Source organism: Gordonia jinghuaiqii (assembly GCF_014041935.1).
Taxonomy (GTDB): Bacteria; Actinomycetota; Actinomycetes; order Mycobacteriales; family Mycobacteriaceae; genus Gordonia; species Gordonia jinghuaiqii.
On record NZ_CP059491.1, the window covers coordinates 3,260,466 to 3,280,310 of the forward strand.

A 19,845-nucleotide genomic window follows, 5' to 3' on the forward strand; every position below is an offset into this window, starting at 1 on the left:
GCCGTGGCACCGCGCGCCTCCCCACACGCTTGACCAGTCCCCCACCGCTGGACCAATCCCCCAACGCTTGACGAGGCCCGCCGGTTCCGGTGAGTCTTGGACATCATGGCCGACACCCCTATCGGCGGGCCGCCGACCACCGTCCTGATCAGCACCGGTGGCACGATCGCCGCGCAGACGACCGATGACGGCGCCGTACCCGCACTCGGAGCCGCGCAACTGTTGTCGACCACACCGCGGTCGGACGCGGTGATCCGCAGCGTCGACCTGATGTCGGTGGACTCCTCGGCGATGACGGTGGCCGATCAGTTCGCCGTCGTGCGGGCGATCGCCGACGCGCTCACCGATCCGACCGTCGCCGGAGTGGTGGTCACCCATGGCACCGACACGATGGAGGAGACCTCGTTCCTGGCCGACCTCTACGCCGTCGACGACCGGCCGGTGGTGTTCACCGGCGCCCAACGACCCGCCGACGCACCCGACAGCGACGGCCCGGCAAACCTCGCGGCGGCACTCGCGACGATCGCCGATCCCGCGTCGCGCGGGCGCGGGGTGCTCGTGGTGGCGGGCGGGCGGGTGTTGTCCGCGCGTGGGTTGTTCAAGGTCTCGACGACCGATCCGGCGGCATTCGACTGTGTCTCGCCCGATCTGCCACGACGCGTCCTGGCCGAACCGATCCCGGTGGGCCGCACCGCCCGGGTCGACACCTTCGCCCTGTATCCGGGTGTGTCGCCGGGGCTGATCGCCGCGGCTGTCGCGCAGAACGCGGCCGGTCTGGTGCTGGCCGCGACCGGTTCGGGCAACACCCACCCGGACATCACCGCCGAGGTCGCCCTCGCCGTACAGCACGGTGTCACAGTGGTGGTCACGAGTCGCGTGCCCTACGGCGAGGTGTCGACCACTTACGGTGGCGGCGGTGGCGCCGTCGATCTGCATCGTGCGGGTGCGATCGTGTCGCCGTGGCTGCGCGCACCTCAGGCCCGGATGGCGTTGATCGCCCTGCTGACGGCCGGATGCGACTGCGCCGAGATCGCCGGCTTCTTCGCACAGCCCGGCACACGAACGGACTGAGCGTCTTTCGACCGTTCGACGTTCGGCAGACAGTCAGTCGTCGGCGGCGAGGTCCCAGTCCAGGCTGTCGAGCGGGTCGGCCGGCCGCAGGGCGGGATCGTCGACGGCGAAGGTGCGGGTGCGGCCCGGTCCGGTGGTGCGGGTCTCGAACCGGACGGTCACCACACCGTGCCCGCTGCCCTGGACCCAGCCGTGACCGTGCTCGGGATGGGTGACGTCCGCGCCGGGCCCGAAACGGCCCGCGGGCAGCGCGCTCCCCCCGGGAGAGAAGCGCGGGGGTTCACCGGTCGCGGCGTCGGCGGCGGAGTCCTCGACCGTCTCGGACACCTCGACGACGTCCGTGCCGGTCGTGATGGTCCCGGTCGAGGCGGTCCCTGTCGCGGTGTCCCCGGCCGCGGTGTCCCCGGCCGCGGTGTCCCTGGCCGCGGTGTCGTGGTGTGTGGTCTGCTCCCCCGGATCGCGGCCTGCCGCGTCGAGGTCGTCGAACAGGGCGTACTGCTGCACGGCGGTGAGTCCCGAATAACCCACGCCCACAAGACGAATGGCTCCGACCGTGCGTGGATCGAGCGCAAGTCTCTGAGCGGCGCGTTCGAGGTCGTCGAAGTCGGTCGTCGCGGCGGCGGTGGTCGCCGACCGCGTCAGGATCGACATGTCGGATCGTTTGAGTTTCAGCACGACGGTCCGCGCGCCGCGGCCGTCGGAGAGAAGGCGACGATGCGCATCCGTCGCGGCCTTCCGGATGGCGCGGCGCAGTTCGTCGAGCTCGACGATGTCCTCGGCGAAGGTCGACTCGGCGCTGATCTGCTTGGCCGAGGCCCGTTCGGCGACCGGCCGGTCGTCGATGCCGTGTGCGAGCCGGTGCAGGGCCGGTCCGACCGTGGCACCGAGGACCGAGGCCACCTCGATCGGTGACATCGCGGCGAGGTCGCCGATCGTCACGATTCCCAGGCGCGCCAACCGATCTCCCGACACCGGGCCGATACCCCACAGCTTCCGGACCGGCAGCGCATGGAGGAACTCGAGTTCACCCGACGGCGGGATCACCATTACGCCATCGGGTTTGGCCATGCCCGAGGCGATCTTGGCGAGCTGTTTGCCGCTGCCCAGCCCCACGGAGGCGGCGAGGCCCACCTCGGACCGGATTCGCGCGCGCAACGTCTCGGCGAACTCACGGGCCTGCGCCACGGTCGCGCCGGCCAGTTCGGCCGGTTCGGCGAAGGCCTCGTCGAAGGACAACGTCTCGATGACCGGGACCGCTTCTCGCACAAGGGTGAACACCCTCTTGCTTACTTTGCTGTAGACCGATCCGCGCGGCGGGACGACGACGCCGCTGGGGCCGATCAACCGGCGGGCCTGATGCATGGGCATCGCCGACCCGGCGCCGAACACCCGCGCCTCATAGCTCGCACCGGCCACCACGCCGCGGCCACCCGAACCGCCGACGAGAACAGGCCGCCCACGCAACGTGGGTCGCGTGAGTTGTTCGACGGAGGCGAAGAAGGCGTCCATGTCCAGGTGCATCACCCAGCGCGATCCGCGCTCGGCCTCCCCCGGTGCCGACGAACCGTTTACGGGTGTCGGTTCGGACTCGGGGCGCAGCACCCGTCCGAGTCTAGTGAGCGGCCGATCCTACCGAGCCGGGGTGACGGCGAAGACCGGGATCTGACTCGCATGGGCGGCGATCTCGGCGTCCGAGGCCGCGGTGCCCATCCCCTCGGGCAGGAACCGGCCGACCTCCCAGCCCCATGAGCGCAGGTACTGCCGGATGATCGGCGGCCGCAGAGCGGGATCGACCTCGGTCAGGGCGACGACACTGCGGCGTCGGCCGCGCCGGAGTTCGACCGTGTCGGCCACCCGTGCATTGCGGACCCACTGCGTGTTGCCGCGCGGCGAGACCAGATACTCCCCGCTGTCGGTTCGCAGCACGTTCACCGGCACACGCTGCGGCTCGCCGGTGCGTCGCCCGGCGACGGTGAGGGTCTGGGCCCCCGCCAGGTTCACCCCGGAATCTGCGAGCCGGCGGACGGCGCGGTTGAAGACGTTGTCGATGCCCCGTGGGGCCCGATAGTGGGTGGTGGCCATGATTCGCTGCGCTCTCTCGAGTCGGATTTTTCGAGAGCGGCGCTCTCGAAACCCAGTGTGCGCCGCTTGCCCGACTAAATCAAGAGCACCGCTCTCGAATGTGAGAGGATCGGCGCATGGCCCCTCCGCGAAGTCGCGCCGAGAACCGCGCGATGATGACCGACGAGATCCGGCGACTCGGCCGCGAACACCTCACGACCTACGGCGCGGCCGGGCTCTCACTGCGTGCCATCGCCCGCGACCTGGGCGTCGTCTCCTCGGCCGTCTATCGGTACGTGCCCAGCCGGGACGACCTGCTGACCCTGCTCGTGGTCGAGGCCTACACCGACATCTCCGACGCGATCGACGCGGCCGTCGACACGATCGAACCCTCGCGCCGGCGGGAGCGCCTCCGCGCCGCAGCCGCAGCCGCGAGGTCCTGGGCACTGGCCGATCGCGCGAGGTGGGCGCTCCTGTTCGGCAGCCCCGTCCCCGGGTACACCGCACCCGGCGACCAGACCATCGAACCCGGAACCCGCATTCCCGCGCTGCTCCTGCGCGAGTGCGGCGCCGCGTACGACGACGGCCTCCTCCGCACCGATCTCCCCACGCCCACAACCGAAGTCAGTGCCGACATGGCCGCGATCCGCGACGAGTTCGGCCTCGACACACCGGCCGCCGTACTGGCCGCGGCCACCACCCTGTGGGCGGTACTGATCGGCGCGATCAGCCTGGAGACCTTCGGCCAGTACGGAGTGGACACCTTCGAGCACACCGACGCCCTGTTCGACTTCCAGATCAACCTGACGCTCGGCACCCTGTTCGCCTGAACACGTACCCGGGTCCGATCCCCACGGGTCGACTCACCGCGGCGATCAGCGCGCGATCCGATCGCACTCAGCGTGTGATGGACCGCGACCGTTCCACGGCGGTCAGCTTGTCGGGATTGCGCATCGCGTAGATGTGCCCGATGGTGCCGTCGACGATGTGGAAGGTGAAGGCGCCCTGCAGCCGCCCGTCGAAGTAGACCGCCAGTCCGGGTTCGTTGTTGAACACGGCGATCTCCGCGCGGTAATCCTCGAGCGTGCCCCCGAGGCGTCCGAAACCCATCAGCAGCCGGGCCACCTTGAGCGCACCGCTGACCGGTCGGCGCACGGCAGTCGCCTTGCCGCCGCTGTCCGCGGTGAACACGACATCGGGCGACAGCATCGCCATCAGCGGCTCCACCTCGCCAGATCGCGCAGCGGCGAGAAACGCGTCGGCCACCGCGGTGGCGCGTGCGTGGTCCGCCGGCTCGAAACGACAGCGGCGCGACTCGACGTGGGACCGCGCGCGGTGGGCGATCTGCCGCACCGTCGCCGCCGGTTTCGACACCATGTCGCCGATCTCGTCGTGGGAGAACCCGAACACCTCACGCAGGACGAACACGGCTCGCTCATCGGGGCCGAGTGATTCCAGCACGATCAGCATCGCCATCGAGACCGATTCGGCCAGAACCAGATCGTCGACGGGCTCGCGCACGTCGAGGAGGATCGGTTCGGGCAGCCACGGGCCCACATAGTCCTCCCGCCGCCGCGACCTGGACCGCAGCGCATTGAGCGCCTGCCGGGTGACCACTTTGGCGAGGTAGGACTTGGTGTCGGCGACGTCGTCGGCCGCCACCTCGGCCCATCGCAGGTAGCTGTCCTGGAGGACGTCGTCGGCGTCTGCCGCCGAGCCGAGGATCTCGTAGGCGACGGTGAACAGCAGCGGCCGGAGCTCGGCAAAGCGTGCGGCTTGCCGGTCGGGCTCGGCGCCGGTCATCGCTGTGCGGCCTCTCATCGGCGGGTCAGGTCCCGGTCGGCACTTGCGGGAGGGGAGGTCGCCACATCTGGCGCAGAACCCTGCGCCGCGGCTGGCCCGCCACCCCGCATCCACCGGAAGGCACCGGGCTTCTTCGACTCGCGGCGGATGTTCCACACCGTACCGCGGCACACCACCTCCTTGGCCAGAGCCGCGAGACGGCCGGTCACCACGACGGGGGCAGGCGAATCGTCGCGGCGGGTGAACTGCAGCGTCGCCGCCCGGCGACCGATCGACGTGCACTGGGCGACGAATGCCTGGTCGGCCTGCGCCACCGGTTCCCCGGCGACACGTGCGAGGACCACGTCGGCAGCCTGCGCGCCCAGCGGTTGCGCCGCTTGGCAACTCATCCGCACGGGCAGACCGTCGACCGCGATTGCATCACCCGCACCGACGATCCGGTCGTCGTCGACGCTGGTCAGCATGCGGTCGGTGCGCAACCTGCCGATGGCGTCGGTGGTCAGGCCGCTGTCGGCCGCGAGCGCGGGCGCCTCGAACCCGGTGGCGAGGATGGTGATCGCGCTGGGCAGCACCCGGGACTCCCCGGCGTCGGCCACGGTCACCGTCGCCGAGGTGATGTCGACGACCCGGCCGTGTTCGAACACCTCGACCCCGACCCGGCCGAGCTGGGCCAGGGTGGCGCGTCGTGCGCGGTTCCCGACCGACCCGGCGATGGTGCCGCCGCAGACCAGGCGGACCGGGCGGCCCCGTTCGGCCAGCTCGGCGGCGAGTTCGACGCCGGTGAGCCCGCCGCCGACCACCGTGACCGACTCACCGGCCGGTGTTCTCCCGAGGTGTCGGCGCAGACGTTGCGCCGCATCCCAGTCCGCGACCGGAAAGCCGTGGTCCGCAGCGCCGGGGATCACCGACACCGCATGCCTGGTTCCGACCGCGACGATCAGATGGTCGTAGTCGAGAGAGGTCCCCGCCGCCAGGTGCACGCGACGGGCCGGCGCGTCGATCCGGGTCGCGGAGTCGACGACGATGCGGATCCCGTCGGCGAGCAGATGATCGAATCCCACCTGCGGCTGCCCGGTCCGCGCCGCCCACTGGTGCAGCCGGATGCGTTGGACGAAGAACGGCTGCGGGTTGACCACGGTCACGTGGATGTGCGGGTTGCTCCGGAGCCGGTTGGCTGCCATCGCACCGGCATATCCGGCGCCGAGGACGATCACGTGGACGCTCCGCGGGTCGCGGTGTGTCGTGTTCTGAGAAGTCGTGTGTCGGGGGGTGGTGTCTGGTGTTGTGGTGTCTGGGGTTGTGGTGTCTCGGGTGGTCATCACTGGTCCTTCCGCCGGTGTCTCGAGGGTCTACCTCAAGACACCGGCGGACGCGCAGGTGTGACAACGCCCCCGATTCCGGTGCTAGCCCGCCTTCGCGACGTCGGCGGTCACGCCGTCACCGAGCTCGATGGCGGCCGGGCCCCCGTCGGCGGTGACGTCGAACTGCACCGCGAGCACCTCACCGGCGATCAACCCGGCGTGTGTCTGCGCCCAGTCGAGGCGTTCGGCGGGAACCACCAGGCGCACCGTGATCCGGTCGGACACGTCGAGCCCCAGGTTGCGTCGCGCATCCTGCAGCTCACGCACGCGGTCCTTCGCCCAGCCCTCCGCCTCGAGCTCGGGAGTGACGGTGGTGTCGAGCACCACGAGTCCGGCGCCGCCGGGCAGCTCGGCGGTGGAATCCGGCTCGACGGCGACCAGGCGGCGGGTGAACTCGCCGTCGTGCAGCTCGATGCCGTCGGCCACGACGACCTCGGTGCCGTCGGCGCCGGTCTGCACCGACCAGTTGCCCGACTTCACTGCCTTGATCGCCCGCTGCACGTCCTTGCCGAGGCGCGGCCCGGCCGCACGCGCGTTGACGACGATCTCGTAGCGCCCGTACTGGCTGGCGTCGGTCGCCAGGGTGACCGACTTGACGTTCATCTCGTCTTTCACCAGGTCGACGAACGGCTCGAGGTCCGCGGCCGTCGCCGACGCGACGGTGAGGCCCTGCAATGGCAGACGGACGCGCAGCTTGTTGGCCTTGCGGACGCTCGACGCCGTCGAGCACACCGCCTGGACCTGATCCATCGCGCTCACCAGGTCGGCGTCGGCGGGCAGCTCGTCCGCGGTCGGCCAGTCCGTCAGATGCACCGAACGCTCGCCGGTGAGACCGCGCCAGATGGCCTCGGTCGCCAGCGGCAGCAGCGGGGACGCCAGACGGCACGCGACCTCGAGGACCGTGTACAGGGTGTCGAAGGCGTCGGAGTCATCGTCCTGCCCCGCCCAGAACCGTGCTCGCGAACGCCGCACGTACCAGTTGGTCAGCGATTCGACGAACTCACGGAACGCATCACAGGCGCCGGCGATGTCGTAGACGTCGAGCGACTCGGTCATCGAGTCGCGGGTGGTCGCCAGCTTGGCCAGGATGTAGCGGTCCAGCACGTTGGTGGAATCGGTCCGCCAGGTCGCCGGACGCTCGGCGTAGAGCTGCAGGAAGCTGTATGCGTTCCACAGCGGCAGCAGCGCCTGCCGGACACCTTCGCGGATGCCGCGTTCGGTGACCACGAGGTTTCCGCCACGCAGGATCGGCGACGCCATCAGGAACCATCGCATGGCGTCGGACCCGTCGCGGTCGAAGACCTCGTTGACATCGGGGTAGTTGCGCTTGGACTTCGACATCTTCTGACCATCGTCGCCCAGAACGATGCCGTGCGCGGCAACGGTTTTGAACGCCGGACGATCGAAGAGGGCCGTGGCCAGCACATGCATGGTGTAGAACCAGCCGCGCGTCTGACCGTTGTACTCGACGATGAAGTCACCCGGATTGTGCGCCGGTTCGCCCGCCGAGTCGCCGCCGGCCGGGTCACTGCCGTCGAACCAGTCCTGGTTCTCGAACGGGTAATGCACCTGCGCGTAGGGCATCGATCCCGACTCGAACCAGCAGTCGAGCACCTCGGGAACCCGGCGCATTGTCGAATTCCCGCTCGGGTCATCGGGATTGGGGCGGGTGAGTTCGTCGATGTACGGGCGGTGCAGATTGTCCGGGCGTACCCCGAAGTCACGCTCGAGCTCGTCGAGCGAACCGTAGACGTCGATGCGCGGATGTTCCGGATCGTCGGAGATCCAGACCGGAAGCGGCGCACCCCAATAGCGGTTACGGCTGATGTTCCAGTCGCGGGCACCCTCCAGCCACTTGCCGAACTGTCCGTCGCGGATGTGTTCGGGCACCCAGGTGATCTGCTTGTTGAGCTCCACCATGCGGTCACGGAACTGGGTCACGGCGACGAACCACGACGGCACGGCCATGTAGATCAGCGGCTGTCCCGATCGCCACGAGTGCGGGTAGGAGTGCTCGATGGTCTCGTGACGCAGGATCCGGCCGGTTGCCTTGAGGTCCTTGATGATCACCGGGTTGGCGTCGAAGACCATCTGCCCCTCGTACGGCGGCACCTGCGAGGTGAAACGGCCGCCGGGGTCGAGCGGCTGGACCACCTCGATGCCGTTGGCCGTCGCGAGATCCATGTCCTCTTCGCCGAAAGCCGGTGCGAGGTGGACGATTCCGGTGCCGCTGTCGGTGGTCACGTAGTCGCCCAACAGTACCCGATGCGAATTCGGATGTCCGGCGAAGAAGTCGAACGGCGGTGAGTAGGACAGATCGGCCAGGTCCGCACCGCGGTACGTGCCGACAACCTCTGGGTCGGCGATCTCCTTGGAGTAGGCGCCGAGGAGAGCCTCGGCGAGGAGGTACTCCTGGCCGTCGGCGGCCTTGACGTGAACGTAGGTGACGTCGGGGTTCACCGCGATCGCGAGGTTCGACGGCAGCGTCCACGGCGTCGTCGTCCAGATCAGGGCGTTGACACCGTCGAGCGAGGCGAGCGGGCCGTCGGGCACCTTCAGCGGCATCGTGACGGTGACCGCCGGGTCCTGCCGCATGCGGTAGGCGTCGTCGAGCTTGGACTCCTGGTTCGACAACGGCGTCTGCTCGTACCAGCTGTAGGGCAGCACGCGGTAGCCCTGGTAGATCAGGCCTTTGTCGTAGAGCGCCTTGAACGCCCACATCACCGACTCCATGAAGTCGAGGTCGAGCGTCTTGTAGTCGTTGTCGAAGTCGACCCAGCGCGCCTGGCGGGTCACGTACTCGCGCCACTCACCGGTGTAGCGGAGCACCGAGTCGCGGCAGTACTCGTTGAACTTCTCCATGCCCATCTTCTCGATCTCCGACTTGTCGGTGATCCCGAGCTGGCGTTCGGCCTCGAGTTCGGCGGGCAGACCGTGTGTGTCCCAGCCGAATCGACGATCGACCTTCTTGCCCAGCATGGTCTGGTACCGCGGTACCACATCCTTGACGTACCCGGTCAGCAGATGGCCGTAGTGCGGGAGGCCGTTGGCGAAGGGAGGACCGTCGTAGAAGACGAACTCCTCGGCGTCGGCGCGATTGGCGATCGACGCGGCGAAAGTCGAATCGGACTCCCAGTACTGCAGGACATGTTGCTCGACAGACGGGAAGTCAGGGGCGCTACGCCCGGTGCCCCCGGTCATGTCGACCTTCGGATACACCCGTCCGGTGTCGGTCGCGTCGCTCACGGCTCGTCTCCTCGTGCCTGGTGATGTCTCTCCTCGGCACGGGGACGCACACCGGAGGTCTGCGCGGTACCACCCCGCTTGCGCCGGAAGAATCCGACGCCACTCATCGAATCGCGACGGCCTGCGCCGTTCGATCCTGCGGCTGTGACGGGCCGCGCCCGCCCGGTTCTACTGAGAGCACCGGCGGGTGTCGGCTCTGAGAGGAGCGGACGTGGCGGGTGCTCTGTTCTTCCGGGTGCTCCCCGGTGATGGCCGGATCTACGCGAGGACCAGTGTAGCGAGCGCACTCCCGGACAAGCCAACGGGTTGTCCCGGAGTGCCCCCGATCGCAGGTCGGTCAGTCGGTCAGTCGGCCGGCGGATGCCAGTTCGGGTCGAGAGGATCGAACTTCGCCGCGCGACGCCTGCCGGACGAGGGGTTCTCCGGTCGGCCGGCAGCGTCGGTGTCGGCGGGTGTGCCCTCCGGGTCGCGAGGCGCCGACGGCGGATCGCCGGGCCGGGAGTTCCGCGGCCGTTCGGTGAGCGGCGGTTGTCCCCAGTCCTGGCCCGATTGCTGGGGGGACGGCAGTTGCGGTGCGGACTGCTGCGGCCCGGACTGCTGCGGCCCGGACTGCGGGGGGGACCACTGCTGCGGGCGTGGCTGCACCGGTCGCGGCGGTTGCGGACCGCCATGCCGGGCGCCTGATTGTCGGGGATCTTGCGGCTGCGTACCGAACTGCTGGGTTCCGAACTGCTGGGCCCCGAATTGCTGTGCGCCGGGCGGTTGGGGGCCAGGCGCACCATAGGGTGCGCGGGGCCCTGGCGTGGAAGGGCGCGGCACGTCGTCGGCGCCGACGGAGCGCAGATAGTCCTCGAGGTTGCCCTCGCGCCGCTCGGGCGCGGGACGACTCGGGGTGTCCGAACCGGTCGGCGCGGCCATCCCGGGCTCGAACGACGGGGGCTCGTAGGTCGCCTCGGCGTCGCGTGACCCATCCCGCCGGGGTTCGACGGCCGGTTCACCCGCCACGGAGTGCCGACGGGTCTCGTCGGCCTCCTGCTGCGACCGGTCACCGCGGACGGAGTCGGCGGCGTGGTCGTCGGGCTCGGCACCGGACTCGTCGTCCCGCCCGGCGCCGGGGACCATGTCCTCGAGCGATCGGCCCGCGTCGTTGCGACGTCCGGAGAACACGTCCACCAGGAGAAAGGCGAGGCCGATCAGACAGATGACGATACAGGCGACGGCCAGCCAGACGGTCCCGGTGATCAGACCGAGGATGAGCAGCACGAACCCGATGAGGGTCGCGGCCAGGGCCAAGGTCAGCACATCACCAGCCTAGTGTGCAAGGATCTGCCCGGGTCAGCTCGGCGAGTAGCTGCTGAACCCGCCACTGCCCGGATCGGTCGAGAACGACTGGTCGGGCCGGCCGCCTTCGACAGGTGCCGCGCTACCACGCTGCTGGAGCTCTTCGAGCTGAGATTCCAGGTAGGTCTTCAGGCGGGTGCGGTACTCACGTTCGAACGTCTTGAGCTGTTCGATCCGGCCTTCGAGGACACCGCGCTGCTGGTTGATCGTGCCCATGATCTCGCTGTGCTTGCGCTCGGCATCGCTCTGGAGCGCATCCGCACGCTCCTGCGCCTGGCGGAGCTGGGCTTCCGACCGGGTCTGCGCGTCGGCCAGGATGGCTTCCGAACGCTGACGGGCGTCGGCGAGCATGGCGTCGGACTTGGTCTGGGCATCCGAGACGAGGCTGTCGGCACGGTGCTGCGCGTCGGACAGCATCGCGTCGGCGTCGGCGCGGGCGCTGCCGGTGAGGCGGTCGGCGGTGTCCTGTGCGAGCGCGAGGACGCGTGCGGCACGAACGTTCGAATCGTCGTTGCCGGCCTGCGGGGCGGGCGCAGGAGTGGGTGCGACGTGCTCCTGGGCTGCGGGCTTGGCGAACATCTGGGTGCGCTCGTCGGGCGCGGCAGAGCCTGCGCCGGAGCGGGCGTCGGCGAGCTCGGATTCGAGCTCCTCGACGCGCTGCTTGAGGTCGGAGTTTTCTTCGATCAAACGCGCGAGCTCAGCCTCGACGAAGTCGAGGAACTGATCGACCTCATCCTCGTTGTAACCGCGCTTACCGATAGGCGGTTTGCTGAACGCGACGTTGTGCACATCAGCTGGAGTCAGCCGCATGTCGGTTCCCCTCGTGTCTGTGGTGAGCTTTGTGTTCAGTTGGCGGGTGTTCAGTTGGCGGGCCGTCCAACCCGCATCTCCCGACGGTGAGTCGTTCGACCGATCCAGGTTGTCACTAACTATTCATACCAGTCAAAAATTGTAACTGGCGTCCAATCCTGTCACACGCGAACCGTTGGTCGCATCTCGCCGATGCGCTGTTGCAATGGAACGGTCATCCGAAGATGACATCCAACGGTAGACCATCGCGGTACCGCAAGGTACCCGCACACGCAGAAGGCCTCGCGACCCACAGACGTGGTCGCGAGGCCGGGGGCCGCCGGATACCCGGGGCCGGGTGTCGAGGAGTCGGGATCAGAGGGCCAGCCGGGCGACGGCCACCGAATCGGCCAGCGCATCGGCGCGGAGTCCGCCGACCACGTTCATGCCGATGATGACGACGAGCATCACGATCATCAGGGACAGATCGAGCCGGACCGGGCCGAGCGGGATCGGCGGGAGGATGCGCCGCAGCAACTTGATCGGCGGATCGGTCACCGTGAACACGGTCTCGATCACGACCACCGCGACCCCGGTGGGCCGCCACTCACGGGCGAAGGTCCGCACCAGTTCGACGACGAGCCGCCCGAGGAGAAGCAACCAGAAAATCAACAAGACGTAATACAAGACGCCCAACAGAATCGCAGCCACGAGTCAAGAGTGCCTGAACATCGCAGCCGAGGGCGAACCGAGGTATCCCACCGCGTGTCAGGCGTGGTTGTAGAAGCCGGTCTCGGCGATCTTGCGACGATCCTCCGGCGACACGTCGACGTCGGCGGGCGACAGCAGGAACACCTTGGTGGCGACCTTGTCGAAGGAACCGCGCAGCGCGAAGGCGAGCCCCGCGGCGAAGTCGACGAGACGCTTGGCGTCGTCGTTGCTCATGTCGACGAGGTCCATGATGACCGGGTTGCCGTCACGGAAGCGCTCACCGATCGTGCGCGCCTCGCCGTAATCCGACGGGCGCAGTGTGGTGATCTTCTGCAGCGGGCTGTCGGCGAAGACGCGCTCGAGTTCGACGCGGGGGTCGGCACCCATCGGGCGGGGCGCGGACGCTGCCCGCAGGCCCGCCGAGGACGCACGCTGCAGCGGCTCGAGACGTGCGGCGGCGCGCATCGGCGCCTCCTGCGACGGACGGGGACCCGCGTAGGCGTACTCGGGGGCCAGTTCGTATCCACCGTCGAAATGACGGTCGTCGTAGGCCATCTCGTCGCGGTACCCGGTGTCGCGGAACGAGGGCTCGTAGCCGGGATCGTAGGAGGCGTCGCCGTAGTAGTCGTCGCGGTAGGCCCGCTCACGCGACTGCGCACGCAGCGGCGGGACCGACTCCTCGAGGTAGTCGTCCTCGTACTCGCTGGGCGGCACCATGCCGAAGTAAGCCTTGAACTTCTGCATCGTGGTCATGAGCGGCCTCTCTGTCGTGCGACGCCGGTGTGCAGCCGTGCCGGATGGTGCATCTGATGTCACTGAGCTATTTGCGTTTGTTGGGTCACTTGGTTCTGGTGTTACCCATGTGACTACTGCGAGACTAGCGGCCGATCTCCCATGATCGCGGTTCCGACACGCACGCATGTCGACCCGGCCGCGACGGCGACCTCCATGTCGCCGGACATGCCCGCGGACAGTTCGACGGCGTCGGCGAACCGTTCGACGAACGCGCGGTGGATACGGGCGGCCTCGGCCATCCAGTGCTCCCGCTCGCCTTCCAGCGGTGCGATCACCATCAGTCCGCGAAGACGCAGTGCGTCGGCTGCCGACACCCGCTCGGCGAGAGCGAGGAGGTCCTCCTCCACGACGCCGCCCCGTAGCGGGTCGCCGTCGAGGCTCACCTGCAGCAGCACCCCCAGCGGGTCGGTGCGGTGGCCCTCGTCGAGCGCTGATGCAGCGGCGCGGCCGAGGGCGTCGACGACCTTGGGGCGGTCCACCGAGTGCACGGCCCGCGCCCAGCGGGCGACCGAACCGGCCTTCTTGGACTGCACGCTGCCGATCATGTCGAAGACCGGGGCGTCGGCGGGATCGGCCGGGGTCCATTCCGCGCGCACCTCGGCGACCTTGCGGCCCGCCTCGGGCTCGCGCGACTCCCCGAACGCCCGCTCCCCCAACCCCAGTAACCGGCACACGTCGTCGGCGGGAAAGAACTTGGTCACCACCAGCAGCTCACACGACCCCGCGGGCCGGTTCGCGGCCGCGACCGCCGCGTCGAGCCGACGACGCACCGCCTCGAGCCGTTCGGCCAGTTCGGCGGTGCGTGGGTCACCAGAGAACTCGGTCATGCCCCCATCCTTCACCGTGCGGAGGTCACTTCCCGTGCGGAGGGTCGTCGGCCCGATCCGCATCGTCGTCGATGGGTTCCATCCAGATGACCGACGCCAGGCGTCCCGTGGGCGCGCCCCGGCGGTGGCTGAAGAGACTCAGATCCGAGATCGTGCAGCGCGGGTCCACCGCGACGCCTGCAACGCCCGCGTCGAGCAGCTGACGCCGCAGACCGGCGCGCAGATCCAGGCCTGCGGTGCCCTTCTTGGTGCGGACGGCACTGCCCGGCAGATGCTTCTCGACGTCGGCCTGCATCGCCAGCGGCACCTCGTAGCGGTCGCCGCTCGCGGCCGGCCCCAGGAAGGCGCCGATCGACTCGATCCGCGCCCCGAGTTCCACCATCACGCGCAGCGTCGCGGGCACGATACCGATGCGCGCACCCACTCGGCCGGCGTGGACACCGGCGATGACCCCGGCCTCGTCGTCGCTCAGGAGGACCGGCACACAGTCGGCGGACAGCACGGCCAGCGCGAGCCCCGGCGTGGTCGTCACCAGGGCGTCGGTGGCCTGCACCAGCTCGGTGACCGGGCCGTCGACGACGGTGACCGTACGGCCGTGGATCTGTTCCATCCACACCACCGCGCCCGCATCGAGGCCGATCTGCTCGGCCAGCCGAATTCTGTTCGCGGCCACCGCGTCCGGGTCGTCGCCGACATGGTCGCCGAGATTGAACGAGTCATACGGCGGCACGGAGACCCCGCCGGCACGGGTGGTGATCACACGACGCACCCGCATGTGCGGGCTCAGCGCTTCATGAACGACGGCACGTCCACGTCGTCGTCATCGAGACGAACCGAGTTGCGGCGGGGGGGCTCCGGCTCCCGCTCGCCCTCGAACGGATCGCCTGCACCCTTGGGCATGTCACCGAAGAGCGGATCGTTCTTCGACGGCGACGAGACCGCACCGGCCCGGCCCTGTCCGACAGCGGCACGACCGCCCGCCGCCGCGGCGGGCTGCTCGGAACGCTTCTTGGGTGTGCCACCGTCGAATCCGGCCGCGATGACCGTGACCCGGACCTCGTCGCCGAGGTTGTCGTCGATCACCGTGCCGAAGATGATGTTGGCGTCCTCGTGCGCGGCCTCCTGGACCTGCGTGGCCGCGTTGTGGATCTCGAACAGACCGAGGTCACTGCCACCGGCGATCGAGATCAGCACACCTCGTGCGCCTTCCATCGACGCCTCGAGCAGCGGCGAGTTGATCGCGGACTCGGCGGCCTTGCGGGCGCGCTCCTCGCCGCGGGCCGAACCGATGCCCATCAGGGCGCTGCCCGCGTCGCTCATGACGCCCTTGACGTCGGCGAAGTCGACATTGATCAGACCGGGGGTGGTGATCAGGTCGGTGATGCCCTGAACACCGTTGAGGAGCACCTCGTCGGCGCTGCGGAACGCGTCCATGAGGGTCACCTGGGCGTCGCCGAGCTGCAGGAGCCGGTCGTTGGGGATGACGATCAGGGTGTCGCAGGACTCGCGCAGCGCGGAGATGCCCGCCTCGGCCTGTCCGCCGCGGCGTCTGCCCTCGAAGGAGAAGGGCCGGGTCACGACCCCGACGGTCAGTGCGCCGAGCTTGCGCGCGATCTGCGCGACGACGGGAGCGCCACCGGTACCGGTGCCACCACCCTCACCGGCGGTCACGAACACCATGTCGGCGCCCTTGAGGAGTTCCTCGATCTCGTCGCGGGCATCCTCGGCGGCCCGGCGGCCGACCTCTGGATCGGCGCCCGCACCGAGACCACGAGTCGAGTCACGGCCGACGTCGAGCTTGACGTCGGCGTCGCTCATCAGCAACGCCTGCGCGTCGGTGTTGATCGCGATGAACTCGACTCCCTTGAGTCCCTGCTCGATCATCCGGTTGACGGCATTCACGCCGCCACCGCCGATGCCGACGACCTTGATGACGGCCAGGTAGTTGTGCGGTGGCGTCATGCGCTCGCCTTCCTTGTGTGGGTCGATCTGGTGATGGTCGTTCCGATGTGTCGGGTGCCAAAACCCTAAACCTGAACCATAGATTTAGAGTTATGTCAAGTAGTTGGTTGTGGACATGACGCTAGGCATCGAGGGCCCAGGTATCCAGATCCGCCCTCGGCGTGTCGGCAAGTCGCCTCGAATTCGGGTGGATTTCTCAGCTTTTCAAGGGTTCTGGACGCCGATCGGGGTTCCGATACGGTCCGCTCGTCACCGGTGGGCCGCGTCAGCGGTAGGCCCCGGCACCGGTAGGCCGCGTCAGCGGTAGGCGGGGAACTCGGGGCTCGAGACGTTGTACATCGTGGCCTTGCGGGTGAGCAGGTGCGTCAACGTCCGGGCCTTCTCCGCGCCGTGGTCACTGTCGCCCCAGACCACCGTGCGCTTTCCCGACAGGGTGAACTCGATGTCGACCGGCGAGGTCGCCGTCACCCGGATGACCTGTCGCGCCAGCGATTCGGGCAGACCCGCGACCGCGGTGATGGTCTCCTTGGTGGTGGGGTCGGCCGGACCGGGATTGGGGGTGTCGAGCACGGGCAGCTCGAGCACCTCCGGCGGGACGCCCTGGGCGCGGTCGTAGTCGAGGAATGCGACGCCGGAACGGTCGAGGACGTGGACCTTGTCGCCGCTGTTGACGATCACCACCGGCACCCGCTCGACGACGGTGATGGTGAGCGAGGACGGATAGGACCGCTGGACCCGAGCCGACTCGATCGACGGGATGCCCGCCACCCGCTGCGCCACCGCGCGGGTGTCCACCTGGAGCAGCGGCGTACCCGAGGCCACGCCGGCGACCCGCCGGATCTCGTCGGCCGCGACCGCCCCGTTGTCGCGAACATCGGTGCTGCGCACCGACATCAGCGGCGTCAGATAGGCGATGAGGACCAGACCCACACCGGCGGCGACGACCATCACGGTGCCGAGGACCAGCCGGGACCGGCGCCGTGCCGGCCACCGGATCACGACACCCGCCCCGTCACGTCACCCGGCTCACCGGACGCCGCGGCGTCCCGGCCGTCGGGTTCGTCGGTCGACCGTCCGTCGGCGAGCGCCTCGAGGATCTCGGGTCCCTGCATCGTGATGTCACCCGCGCCGAGGGTCAGCACGATGTCGCCGGACCGGGCGAGTCCGGCGACCTGGCCTGCCAGGCGGGACAGGTCCGGGGCGAACAGCGACGGCACGGTCAGCTTGTCGGCGATGGTCCGTCCGCTCACCCCGGGGATCGGCGCCTCCCTGGCGCCGTAGACATCGGCGACGACGACGGCGTCGGCGAGGTCGAGGGCCGCGGCGAACTCGTCGGCGAACTCCGCGGTGCGCGAATACAGGTGGGGCTGGAACACGGCGATGACGCGACCGCGCCGGGGGCCACGTGCCGACATCATCTCCTGGGCCGCGGACAGGACCGCGCGCACCTCGGTCGGGTGATGGGCGTAGTCGTCGATGACCTCCACCCCGCCTCGATGCCCGCGGAACTCGAAGCGCCGGTGCACTCCCCCGAACGCGCCGATGCCTGCGAGGACACCGTCGAACTCGGCGGCGCTCGGTTCGGTGGGCCCGCTGACCCGGACGGCGCCGATCACCGCGGCGATGGCGTTGAGCGCCATGTGTTCTCCCGGCAACGGCAGGACGAGTTGACGATCGGCGGGGCCGGGACGGATGGGCGCGTCGAAACGGACGGCGGCGACTCCCCCGGCTCCGCGTGGCTCCCAGGACGACAGTGTCGCGACATTGGGCACGGTCGGTGCGAGGCCGGCGTGTGTCCCCCGGCCGTAGCCGAGGACGGTGACCCCGCGCTCGGCGAGCGGACCGGCGACGCGCCCGGCCAGGGCTGCCGAGCCGGGGTCGTCGAGGCACACGATCAGTGACCCGCCGGCGGTGATGCGGGCGGTGAACCTGTCGAAGACCTCGACGTAGGCCTCGATGGACCCGAAGAAATCGAGATGGTCGGCGTCGATGTTGGTCACCACGACCACATCGGGGGTGTATTCGAGCAGCGAGCCGTCGCTCTCGTCGGCCTCGGCGACGAAGAGCGGATCACCGCCGTGATGGGCGTTGGTTCCCGACTCGTTCAGTTCCCCGCCGATCGCGAACGACGGATCGGAGCCTGCGTGTTGCAGGGCGACGACGGCCATCGACGTCGTCGAGGTCTTGCCGTGCGTGCCGGCGATGAGCAGACTGCGCTGGCCGACCATCAGCTGCGCGAGGACCCGCGGGCGCAGCAGCACCGGAATCCCTCGCGAGCGGGCGGCGACGAGTTCGGGGTTGGTCTTCGGGATCGCGGCGTGGGTGGTCACGACCACCGACGGTCCGCCGGGGATCTGGTCGAGCGCCGACGGGTCGTGACCGACCTGGACCCGCGCGCCCCGCGTGCGGAGTTCGAGGATGGCGCGACTGTTCTTGGCGTCCGAACCCGACACCTGGCCACCGCGGGCCAGCAGGATCCGAGCGAGGCCCGACATCCCGGCACCGCCGATGCCGACCATGTGGACGCGGCGCAGTTCCGGGGGCAGCCCGTCGACGACTGGTTGGGATGCGGTGTCCTCACTCATGCCGTCACCTCCCGCAACGATGTCGAATTCCGGACATGTCCATGCTCATTGTTCCTGATCCGGGGCCGCGGTCGCCGCATGCTGCGCCTTGCGCCCCCGACGGCGCCGACGCCCGGCCCGGAAGTCCCGCGCGAGGTCGAGGGCCGCGGTCGCCACGGCCGCGGCCGCGTCACGGTGACCGGTTCCCGCGGCGGCCGCGGACATCTGGTTCAACCGCTCCGCGTCTCCCAGGAGCGCGGGGACCTCACGTGCCACCCACTCGGCGCTGACAGTCGCATCGTCGACGAGCAGTCCCCCGCCGGCCTCGACGACGGGCAGTGCGTTGAGGCGCTGCTCACCGTTGCCGTGCGGTAACGGCACGTAGATCGCGGGCAGTCCCGTCGCCGACACCTCGGCGACGGTCATCGCACCCGAGCGGCACATCACCAGATCGGCGGCCGCGTAGGCCAGGTCCATCCGCTTGAGGTAGCCGACGGCACGGTAGGGCGGAGCACCGTCGACGACGGCGGGGTCGATCGAGTTCTTGGGTCCGTACGCATGCAGGACACCGATCCCGGCCTTGCCCAATGCCTCCGCCGCACCCGAGACGGCATCGTTGAGCCGTTGGGCGCCTTGCGATCCCCCGAAGACGAGCAGGGTCGGGGCGTCGTCGTCGAGGCCGAAGTAGTGTCGCGCCTTGGCCCGCAGCGCCGGGCGGTCGAGTTCGGCGAGCACGCCGCGGACGGGGATGCCCACGACCGTCGCGTCGAGTCCGGAACCCTCGACGGCGGCCAGCACGCGATTGGCGAAACGGGCACCGACCTTGTTGGCGATACCGGCGGAGGCATTGGCCTCGTGGATCACGATGGGCACCCGCCTGCGTCCGCGCAGATGCATCTGGGAGGCCAGGTACGCGGGCACGGAGACGTAACCGCCGAACCCGATCACCACGTCGGCGCCGACCTCGTCGAGCACCTTGCGGGTCGCGAGCACCGAGCCGATCAGCCGGCCCGGTGTCTTGGCCAGGTCGGCTCCTGGTTTGCGTGGGAGCGGGACCGGAGGAATCAGGCGGAGGTCGTAGCCACGTTCGGGGACGAGGGTGACCTCGAGTCCGCGTGTGGTGCCGAGCGCGGTGATGCGGGCGGTCGGGTCGATGCGGCTGACGGCGTCGGCCACGGCGAGCGCGGGTTCGATGTGCCCGGCCGTACCGCCCCCGGCCACGACCACCGACAACGGGCGCCCGTTCGGGCGCCCGGTCGTATCAGATTGTGCTGCAGCCGAACTCACCGGTGTCGTCACTCCATTTCCAACCCG

The 19,845-nt window shown here is 69.4% G+C and carries 17 protein-coding genes; 2 read left to right on the top strand and 15 right to left on the bottom strand.

Annotation, left to right across the window (positions count from 1 at the left end; translation table 11 throughout):
- Window positions 1-105 precede the first annotated feature (105 nt).
- Window positions 106-1,071, top strand: a complete 966-nt coding sequence (locus H1R19_RS14480) for an asparaginase (RefSeq protein WP_219849389.1) — start codon at window positions 106-108, stop codon at window positions 1,069-1,071.
- A 33-nt stretch (window positions 1,072-1,104) separates the two neighbouring features.
- On the opposite strand, the gene H1R19_RS14485 is transcribed toward H1R19_RS14480, so the two are convergent.
- Window positions 1,105-2,673: a DNA polymerase IV gene (locus tag H1R19_RS14485; protein WP_244970715.1), complete on the bottom strand. Its 1,569-nt coding sequence runs from the start codon at window positions 2,671-2,673 to the stop codon at window positions 1,105-1,107.
- 27 nt (window positions 2,674-2,700) lie between these two features.
- Window positions 2,701-3,156 carry a nitroreductase/quinone reductase family protein gene (locus tag H1R19_RS14490; protein ID WP_219851691.1) on the bottom strand — a complete coding sequence of 152 codons (456 nt, stop codon included), beginning with the start codon at window positions 3,154-3,156 and terminating at the stop codon, window positions 2,701-2,703.
- 113 nt (window positions 3,157-3,269) lie between these two features.
- Here H1R19_RS14490 and H1R19_RS14495 point away from each other — a divergent pair, with 113 nt between their 5' ends.
- The gene (locus H1R19_RS14495) at window positions 3,270-3,962 is read left to right on the top strand and encodes a TetR/AcrR family transcriptional regulator (protein WP_219849390.1); all 693 of its coding nucleotides are present in this window, start codon (window positions 3,270-3,272) and stop codon (window positions 3,960-3,962) included.
- Window positions 3,963-4,029: 67 nt separating this feature from the next.
- Here H1R19_RS14495 and sigJ read toward each other — a convergent pair whose 3' ends face one another.
- From sigJ to murG, 13 genes are all read right to left on the bottom strand, one after another.
- Window positions 4,030-4,953 (bottom strand): RNA polymerase sigma factor SigJ, encoded by a 924-nt coding sequence (gene sigJ, locus H1R19_RS14500; RefSeq protein ID WP_244970716.1) that lies wholly within the window; start codon window positions 4,951-4,953, stop codon window positions 4,030-4,032.
- Window positions 4,950-6,254: an NAD(P)/FAD-dependent oxidoreductase gene (locus H1R19_RS14505; protein ID WP_188327851.1), complete on the bottom strand. Its 1,305-nt coding sequence runs from the start codon at window positions 6,252-6,254 to the stop codon at window positions 4,950-4,952. The genes sigJ and H1R19_RS14505 overlap by 4 nt, the downstream gene beginning before the upstream one ends.
- Before the next feature lie 84 nt (window positions 6,255-6,338).
- Entirely contained in the window at window positions 6,339-9,497 is a 3,159-nt protein-coding gene (gene ileS / locus H1R19_RS14510; RefSeq protein ID WP_280527237.1) for an isoleucine--tRNA ligase, read from the bottom strand.
- 390 nt (window positions 9,498-9,887) lie between these two features.
- Window positions 9,888-10,844, bottom strand: a complete 957-nt coding sequence (locus H1R19_RS14515; protein ID WP_219849392.1) for a hypothetical protein — start codon at window positions 10,842-10,844, stop codon at window positions 9,888-9,890.
- A gap of 33 nt (window positions 10,845-10,877) precedes the next feature.
- Window positions 10,878-11,693, bottom strand: a complete 816-nt coding sequence (gene wag31, locus H1R19_RS14520) for a DivIVA-like cell division protein Wag31 (RefSeq protein ID WP_188327848.1) — start codon at window positions 11,691-11,693, stop codon at window positions 10,878-10,880.
- 354 nt (window positions 11,694-12,047) lie between these two features.
- Window positions 12,048-12,383, bottom strand: coding sequence for a YggT family protein (locus tag H1R19_RS14525; RefSeq protein WP_188327847.1), 336 nt, complete (start codon window positions 12,381-12,383; stop codon window positions 12,048-12,050).
- 57 nt (window positions 12,384-12,440) lie between these two features.
- Window positions 12,441-13,136 carry a cell division protein SepF gene (locus H1R19_RS14530; RefSeq protein WP_188327846.1) on the bottom strand — a complete coding sequence of 232 codons (696 nt, stop codon included), beginning with the start codon at window positions 13,134-13,136 and terminating at the stop codon, window positions 12,441-12,443.
- A 113-nt stretch (window positions 13,137-13,249) separates the two neighbouring features.
- Window positions 13,250-14,005, bottom strand: a complete 756-nt coding sequence (locus tag H1R19_RS14535; protein WP_219849393.1) for a YggS family pyridoxal phosphate-dependent enzyme — start codon at window positions 14,003-14,005, stop codon at window positions 13,250-13,252.
- Window positions 14,006-14,030: 25 nt separating this feature from the next.
- Window positions 14,031-14,780, bottom strand: coding sequence for a peptidoglycan editing factor PgeF (pgeF, locus tag H1R19_RS14540; protein ID WP_219849394.1), 750 nt, complete (start codon window positions 14,778-14,780; stop codon window positions 14,031-14,033).
- An 8-nt stretch (window positions 14,781-14,788) separates the two neighbouring features.
- A complete protein-coding gene (ftsZ, locus tag H1R19_RS14545) occupies window positions 14,789-15,967 on the bottom strand; it encodes a cell division protein FtsZ (protein WP_219849395.1) in 1,179 nt (392 codons plus the stop codon).
- A gap of 297 nt (window positions 15,968-16,264) precedes the next feature.
- Window positions 16,265-16,966, bottom strand: coding sequence for a cell division protein FtsQ/DivIB (locus H1R19_RS14550; RefSeq protein WP_188327842.1), 702 nt, complete (start codon window positions 16,964-16,966; stop codon window positions 16,265-16,267).
- Window positions 16,963-18,552 carry a UDP-N-acetylmuramate--L-alanine ligase gene (gene murC / locus H1R19_RS14555; protein WP_188327841.1) on the bottom strand — a complete coding sequence of 530 codons (1,590 nt, stop codon included), beginning with the start codon at window positions 18,550-18,552 and terminating at the stop codon, window positions 16,963-16,965. The genes H1R19_RS14550 and murC overlap by 4 nt, the downstream gene beginning before the upstream one ends.
- Before the next feature lie 45 nt (window positions 18,553-18,597).
- On the bottom strand, window positions 18,598-19,818 hold the full coding sequence (murG, locus tag H1R19_RS14560) for an undecaprenyldiphospho-muramoylpentapeptide beta-N-acetylglucosaminyltransferase (protein ID WP_244970717.1): 1,221 nt from the start codon (window positions 19,816-19,818) through the stop codon (window positions 18,598-18,600).
- Between the last annotated feature and the right edge of the window lie 27 nt (window positions 19,819-19,845).